This window comes from Sulfitobacter sp. 15WGC, from assembly GCF_005068605.1.
In the GTDB taxonomy this organism is placed as follows: Bacteria; Pseudomonadota; Alphaproteobacteria; order Rhodobacterales; family Rhodobacteraceae; genus Sulfitobacter; species Sulfitobacter faviae.
In genome coordinates this window covers 49,726-56,600 of sequence record NZ_SZNL01000011.1, presented here as the reverse complement: position 1 = coordinate 56,600, position 6,875 = coordinate 49,726, and the positions used below count along the sequence as shown (strand labels likewise).

The 6,875-nt window shown below is 66.6% G+C and carries 6 protein-coding genes and 1 pseudogene; 5 read left to right on the top strand and 2 right to left on the bottom strand.

The genetic code is table 11. The features are described 5' to 3' along the window. Window positions 1-188: 188 nt before the first annotated feature. Both FCK22_RS11205 and FCK22_RS11200 read right to left on the bottom strand, forming a co-directional pair. Window positions 189-1,312, bottom strand: a pseudogene (locus FCK22_RS11205) (class I SAM-dependent RNA methyltransferase). 97 nt (window positions 1,313-1,409) lie between these two features. Continuing rightward, on the bottom strand, window positions 1,410-1,847 hold the full coding sequence (locus FCK22_RS11200) for a peptidylprolyl isomerase (RefSeq protein WP_067261388.1): 438 nt from the start codon (window positions 1,845-1,847) through the stop codon (window positions 1,410-1,412). A 195-nt stretch (window positions 1,848-2,042) separates the two neighbouring features. On the opposite strand from FCK22_RS11200, the gene FCK22_RS11195 reads away from it, so the two are divergent. The 5 genes from FCK22_RS11195 to FCK22_RS11175 all read left to right on the top strand — a co-directional run bounded on the left by FCK22_RS11195 (window position 2,043) and on the right by FCK22_RS11175 (window position 6,833). Then, window positions 2,043-2,729 (top strand): haloacid dehalogenase type II, encoded by a 687-nt coding sequence (locus FCK22_RS11195; RefSeq protein ID WP_067261386.1) that lies wholly within the window; start codon window positions 2,043-2,045, stop codon window positions 2,727-2,729. Beyond that, window positions 2,729-3,550 (top strand): alpha/beta hydrolase, encoded by an 822-nt coding sequence (locus FCK22_RS11190; RefSeq protein ID WP_067261384.1) that lies wholly within the window; start codon window positions 2,729-2,731, stop codon window positions 3,548-3,550. Before FCK22_RS11195 ends, FCK22_RS11190 begins: the two co-directional genes overlap by 1 nt. Beyond that, entirely contained in the window at window positions 3,547-4,518 is a 972-nt protein-coding gene (locus FCK22_RS11185; protein ID WP_067261383.1) for a threonine/serine dehydratase, read from the top strand. The genes FCK22_RS11190 and FCK22_RS11185 overlap by 4 nt, the downstream gene beginning before the upstream one ends. Window positions 4,519-4,688: 170 nt before the next feature. Then, window positions 4,689-5,492, top strand: coding sequence for a 3-oxoadipate enol-lactonase (gene pcaD / locus FCK22_RS11180; RefSeq protein ID WP_067261381.1), 804 nt, complete (start codon window positions 4,689-4,691; stop codon window positions 5,490-5,492). 120 nt (window positions 5,493-5,612) lie between these two features. Further along, window positions 5,613-6,833, top strand: a complete 1,221-nt coding sequence (locus FCK22_RS11175) for a TCR/Tet family MFS transporter (protein WP_067261380.1) — start codon at window positions 5,613-5,615, stop codon at window positions 6,831-6,833. Window positions 6,834-6,875 lie beyond the last annotated feature (42 nt).

Below are 6,875 nucleotides of genomic sequence, written 5' to 3'. Positions count from 1 at the left end.
TAACGAAGCACGAGGGCCATCGCCTGCCCGCGGGTGGGCGCTGGCAACGGCTGGACCTTGCCACTTTATGGTTCAGCCGTGACGTGACTTCGCCAAGTCGCGTCCAGCCTCACCAAATCGCCTACCCGTCCGGGCGGGCAGGCGATGGCCCGGCGCCTGCGGCTTGATTCCGGGCCAAGTGGCAGCCTCTACCGCAACGCCTCGGTCTGCCAGAGCCAAATCTTCATCCCGCCATGCGCAATCGCCGGCCCCTGCCCCTTCCAAGGCAGCCCGGTCGCCTTCGCAAGCGGCGGCTCCGAGGTCACGAGCCCGACACGCCAGCCACGGAACCGCGCCTTCAGCGTCTCGCCCAGCGTCCCGTAGAGCGGATAAAGCAACTTCTTGTTCCCGATCCGCCCGCCGTAGGGCGGGTTCACAATCACCAGCCCCGGCGGGCCTTCGGGCGGCTGCACCTCCCCTGCCCCGTGGCAGCGAAGTGACACCACGCCCCCACCCCGGCACGGTCGGCATTGGCCGTGCTCATGCGGATCGCGCCCGCGTCCCGGTCAGAGCCGTGGAACCGCACAGCAGGCTCGACCTCCGCCCCGGCAGCGCGCATCTCTTCCCACGCCCCGGCATCGAAACTCGCCAGATCCTCGAAGGCGAAGCGCCGCGAGCGCCCGGGCTTCAACCCCGCCGCGATCTCGGCGGCCTCGATCAGGAACGTCCCCGAGCCGCACATCGGGTCGACCACCGGCTCACCCGGCACATAGCCGCAAGACCGCAGCATCAGTGCCGCCATGTTCTCGCGCATCGGCGCCTTGCCCACGGCCTCCTTGTGGCCGCGCTTGTGCAGCGCCTCGCCGGAGGTATCGAGGCTGAAGGTCACCTGATTGTCGTGAATGCGCACCTTCAGCACCAGCGCGGCCTCGGCATCGACAGTGATGCCATGTCTCTCGCGCAGCGCCGTCTCCACCCGCTGGGCTGCCGCCCCGGCATGGTAGATCTTCGAGGCCTTGGTTGTCACCTGTACCTTCACCGGCACATCGGCCCGCAGCACGTCGCCGAAGGGAAACTTGCGGCAGCGTTTGTCCAACTGCGCCAGATGGAAGGCCATGAAACCGCCGATCCGCGCCAGCACCCGTGCGGCGCCGCGCAGCTCCAGATTGGCGCGCCAGACCTCGGGCCAGCCGCCCTGAACGGTCACGCCACCGGGCTGGGCCTGCGCTGCTGCAAAACCTTTTTCCTGCGCTTCGGCGCAGAGCAAATCCTCAAGCCCGGGCGGGCAGACAAGGAAAATCTCGAATGTATCTGGGGTATCTGGGGTATCCATGGCCCCTGCATAAGCGCCAATGCGCGGGCGTGCGAGGGGAAAAGACGCCGGAGACGTCTTTGGGGCGGGCCGGGGGGAAGCCCCCCGGCCACCGATATCAGGCCGCCGGAGCGATCTTGACCAGTTCGATGTCGAACTGCAGGTCTTTGCCCGCCAGCGGGTGGTTGGCGTCGAGCGTGACGGTGGTCTCGTCAACCTCAACCACGGTCACCGGCAGCGCCTGACCTTCGGGCGTCTGCATCTGCAGCTGCGTGCCGGGATCGAGCGGGATGTCCGCCGGGATGCCCTCGCGCGGCACGGCCTGCCGCATCTCGGGATTCACGGGGCCGTAGGCCTCTTCGCTGGGCACTTGAACGACCTTCTTGTCGCCCTCGGTCATGCCGGGCAGCGCGCTGTCGAGGCCGGGGATGATCTGGCCCGAGCCCACAACGAACTCCAGCGGGTCACGGCCCTCGGAGCTGTCGAATGTGGTGCCGTCTTTCAACGTGCCGGTATAGTGAATCTGTACTGTGTCGCCGGATTTGACCTCAGCCATCGGGTGTCTCCAATCTGTAGGGGGAAAAAGGGAAGGAGGCCGCGTATCTGCGCGGGTGCTCCAAATTCCGCGACAGCATGAAGATTGTGACCCCGAGAGTAAACCCCCCGTCCGGGTCGATCGCGGAATTCGCCCCTTTTCGCCGCCGCGCCTGCGTGCCACTCTGCCGCGACACGGAAAGGGAGAGCCTGTCAGATGCCCATCACCACCTGCGTTTTCGACGCCTATGGAACCCTCTTCGACGTGGCCGCCGCCGCCCGTGAGGCCGCAGCCGAACCCGCTTTTGCCGCCATCGCCGAGACTTGGCCGGAACTGGCAGAACACTGGCGCCTCAAGCAGTTGCAGTATTCATGGCTGCGGGCGGTGACCGGGGCGCATGACGATTTCTGGCAAGTCACCCAAGAGGGGCTGGATTGGACGCTGGAGAAGATGAACCTCGCCGATGACCCCGCCTTACGCGCACGCCTGCTGGCGCTTTACTGGGAGCTTCGCGCCTATGACGAGGTGCCCGCCATGCTGCGCGCGCTGAAAGACGGGGGCCTGAACACTGCGATCCTGTCCAACGGCGCCCCCGCGATGCTGGACGGGGCGGTGCAATCGGCGGGAATCGGTGAACTTTTGGATGTCTCGCTTTCGGTCGAAAGCGTCGGCGTCTTCAAACCGCATGCGTCGGTCTATGACCTTGTCGGAGAACACTTCCGTTGTGCCAAGGACGAGGTGCTGTTCGTGTCCTCCAACGGCTGGGATGCGGCGGCGGCAACGGGCTATGGGTTCACCACCGCATGGGTGAACCGGGGCGGCGATCCGGTGGACCGGCTGCCGTGGAAACCCGCGCATCAGTTGCGCGAGCTGAGCGGCATTCCCGCATTGGCGGGGCTCTGATGCCGCGTTTCACCACCTCCGACGGGCTGTCGCTGCATTACACGGATGAGGGCAGTGGCTTGCCGATCCTTTGCCTTGCCGGTCTCACCCGCACCGGCGTGGATTTCGACTACCTCGCCCCGCATTTGGCCGACCACCGGCTGATCCGCATGGACTACCGCGGGCGGGGCCACTCGGATTTCGACGCGAATTGGCGGAATTACACGCTCTCGGTGGAATGCCGCGACGTGTTGGAATTGCTGGCGCATCTGGATTTGGAACAGGTCGCCCTCATCGGCACCTCGCGTGGCGGGCTGAATGCCATGGCGCTGGCGATGATCGCTCATGATCACCTTTCGGGCGTGGCGCTGAATGACGTGGGCCCCGCGCTTGACCCCAAGGGCGTTGAATTCATCATGGGCTATCTGGGCCGCAACCCCGCCGCCAAAACCTATGAAGAAGCCGCCGCCGCCATGGCCCGCGCCTTCCCCGAGTTTCACGGCGTGCCCGAGAGCCGCTGGCTTGAGGAGGTCAAACGTCACTACAGGGCGACCGACGATGGGCTGAAAATCACCTATGATCCGCATCTGCGCGATGCCGTGGCCGCCGCAGGCCAGCAGGCTGTTGACCTGTGGCCGTTCTTCGATGCGCTGCAAGGGTTGCCGCTGGTCACGATCCGCGGAGCCAATTCCACCCTGTTCAGCCGCGAGACGCTGATGCAAATGCAGGCCCGCCGCCCCGATATGATCGTGGCCGACGTGCCGGACCGCGGCCATGTGCCCTTTCTCGACGAACCCCAAGCGCTTGCCGCGCTGCACGAATGGATAGGACAAATCAAATGAACATCGACATGATCCGCGCCGCCGCCGACCGCGCCAAGGGCCATGTGCGGCGCACGCCGCTCTTGAACTCCCCCTTTCTGGACGAGATTGCGGGCCGCCGGGTCTGGGTCAAACCCGAATGTTTGCAGCATACCGGCAGCTTCAAGTTCCGCGGGGCGTGGTCGGCCCTGTCGGCCCTGCCGAGCGCGCAGCGCGCCAAGGGTGTCATCGCCTATTCCAGCGGCAACCATGCCCAAGGCGTGGCGCTGACGGCCAAGATGCACGGCGCGCCTGCCGTGATCGTCATGCCCGAAGACAGCCCGCGGCTGAAAATCGCCAACACCCGCGCCTATGGCGCCGAGGTGGTGCTCTATGACCGCGCGAATGAGAGCCGCGAGGAGATCGGCGCCGGTTTGGCCGAGGAACGCGGGCTCACGCTGATCAAACCCTATGACGAGCCGCAGGTGATCGCCGGGCAAGGCACCACGGGGCTGGAAATCGCACAGCAGGCCGCCGAGGCCGGGATCGAAGAGGCCCAGGTGATCGTCTGCTGCGGCGGCGGTGGACTGACCTCCGGCATCGCGCTGGCGCTGGAGGCCGAGGCGCCGGGGTTCCGCGTGCGCCCGGCGGAGCCCGAGGGTTTCGACGATGCGGCCCGGTCACTGGTTTCCGGCCAGATCGAGCGGAATGCGAAGGCGCTCGGCTCGATCTGCGACGCCATCGTGACGCCTGCGCCGGGGGAGCTGACCTTTCCGATCATGCAGCGGTTGGTGGGGCCGGGGCTGGTGGTGAGCGACGATGAGGCGTTGCAGGCGATGGGGCATGCGTTCAACCGGTTGAAGGTTGTGGCTGAGCCGGGCGGTGCCGTGGCGCTTGCCGCGGCGCTGTTCCGGGGCGGAGAGATTGAAGGGGACGATGTGATCGTCACCATCTCCGGCGGGAACGTTGATGCGGATATGTTCGCCCACGCGCTGCAGACGCTGGGGTAGCGATTAGGGCAGCGCCGGCCCGCGGGGTGGTGCTGAAAGCGCCGCCCCAGGGGGGCGGGTCGGCGCTGCCCGGCCTACGGCCGGGCGGGGCATTTCTGAAGCCGAGACGCTTTGACCTCCGCCACCCGCACGATATGCTGCACCCTCAACGCCGCCCAAAGGAGACCCCCATGCAGATTTTCGACACCGGCGAGGTGCAGCTGCACTACCGTGTCGACGGCCCCGAGGACGGCGCGCCCGTGGTCTTCGCCAACTCGCTCGGCACCGACATGCGCCTGTGGGACCCGATCCTGCCGCTGCTCGCGCCCGGTCTGCGCATCATCCGCTTCGACAAACGCGGCCACGGCCTGTCGTCCTGCCCGCCCGCGCCCTATTCCATGGGCTCGCTTATCACCGACACCGAACGCCTGCTCGACCACCTTCAGGTGCGCGATTGCGTCTTCGTCGGCCTCTCGATCGGCGGGATGATCGCGCAGGGCCTTGCGGTCAAACGGCTCGACATGATCCGCGCGCTGGTGCTGAGCAACACCGCCACCAAGATCGGCAACCGCGACATCTGGGATGCGCGGATCGCGGAGGTCGAAAAGGGCGGCATCGAAAGCCTTGCCGATGCGGTGATGGAGCGTTGGTTCTCGACCGGGTTCCGCGCCACGCCGGAACTGGCGCTCTGGCGCAACATGCTGACGCGGCAGCCCGACGCGGGCTATGCGGGCTGTTCGGCGGCGATTTCGCACAGTGATTTCATGACGCCGACCTCCGGCCTGCGCCTGCCCGCGCTTGGCATCGCAGGGTCGGAAGACGGCTCAACCCCGCCGGATTTGGTGCGCGAGTTGATGGACCTGATCCCTGCCTCGAAATTCAAATTGATCCGCCGCGCGGGCCATCTGCCCTGTGTCGAGCAGCCGCAGGAATACGCCGAAACGCTGAACGATTTCCTCGCCAGTGTCGGACATATCCCGAAGGCGCAGGGCTGATCGTGGCGGCAGGTGTCTCTGGCGGCAAGCGGGCCATGCGCCCGCAACGCCTGCCGCATTCGCGCCCTATCGCGACGTTCACTCTTGCCTTCGCCCCCTGCGCGGACCAAATCTGACCGAATGCCGCTGCCACTGATCTTTATCCTTGTGACGGTGATGATCGATGCCATGGGCGTCGGTCTGATCCTGCCCGTCATGCCCGACCTGATCCGCGAAGTTCGCGGCGGTGGGCTGAGCGATGCGGCCCTTTGGGGCGGCGTGCTGGCCACGGGCTTTGCTGCGATGCAATTTCTCTTCGGCCCGGTGCTGGGGGGGCTCTCCGACCGTTTTGGCCGCCGCCCGATCCTGCTGCTGGCGCTGATCGTGATGACGGTGGACTATGGCGTGATGGCACTCGCGGGCAGCATTTGGCTGCTGCTGATCGGGCGGCTCGTGGGGGGCATCACGGCGGCCACCCATGCCACGGCCTCGGCCTATATGGCCGATATCTCTCCGGCGCAGGACCGCGCGGCGCGTTTCGGGCTGATCGGTGCAGCCTTTGGCGCGGGCTTTGTTCTGGGGCCGCTGATGGGCGGCGTCTTGGGCGAATATGGCACCCGCGCGCCCTTTTGGGCGGCGGCGCTGCTGGCGGCGGGCAATGCGGCGCTCGGCTGGGCCGTGCTGCGCGAAACCCTGCCCCCGACGCAACGCCGCGCTTTCGACTGGCGGCGGGCCAATCCGCTGGGCGCGTTGCGCGCCCTTGGCCGACTGCCCGAGGTTGGCAGGCTGCTCGCGGTCTATTTCATCTACCATGTGGGCTTTGCCGCCTATCCCGCGGTCTGGGCCTATTTCGGGGTCGAGCGTTTTGGCTGGTCGCCGACGATGATCGGCCTGTCACTGGGCCTTTTCGGCGTGTTGATGGCGCTTGTCCAAGGCGTCTTGATCGGCCCCGTGATCCGCCGCTTGGGCGCGCGCGCCACGGTGATCTTGGGCCACATCTTTGCCCTTGCCGCCTTTGCCGCGCTGACCGTGCTGACCTCGGGCACTTGGGCGCTGATCATGACCCCGCTCGCCGCGCTGGCCGGGGTGATCCCGCCCGCGCTTCAAGGCATCATGTCGGCCCGCGTCAGCGCCGATGCCCAAGGGGAGCTGCATGGCGCGCTCAGTTCCTCCACCGCGCTGGCGATGATCCTCTCACCGCTGACGATGACGGCGGTCTTTGCCTATTTCACCGCACCGGAAGCTGCGCTTTACCTGCCCGGCGCGCCCTTCCTACTGGCGCTTTTGCTGACCCTTGGCGGCTTGGCGATCTTTGCCAGCCGCCCTACCCCCACGTCACAAGGTGAAACTTCCCCGCAGTAGGCCCATTCCCCGTCTTGCGCCACCGGCCCATCCGCGTCAGGC

Coding starts and splice junctions, on each gene's coding strand:
- FCK22_RS11200 (WP_067261388.1), bottom strand. CDS start 1,847: ATGGCTGAGGTCAAATCCGGCGACACAGTACAGATTCACTATACCGGC.
- FCK22_RS11195 (WP_067261386.1), top strand. CDS start 2,043: ATGCCCATCACCACCTGCGTTTTCGACGCCTATGGAACCCTCTTCGAC.
- FCK22_RS11190 (WP_067261384.1), top strand. CDS start 2,729: ATGCCGCGTTTCACCACCTCCGACGGGCTGTCGCTGCATTACACGGAT.
- FCK22_RS11185 (WP_067261383.1), top strand. CDS start 3,547: ATGAACATCGACATGATCCGCGCCGCCGCCGACCGCGCCAAGGGCCAT.
- pcaD (WP_067261381.1), top strand. CDS start 4,689: ATGCAGATTTTCGACACCGGCGAGGTGCAGCTGCACTACCGTGTCGAC.
- FCK22_RS11175 (WP_067261380.1), top strand. CDS start 5,613: ATGCCGCTGCCACTGATCTTTATCCTTGTGACGGTGATGATCGATGCC.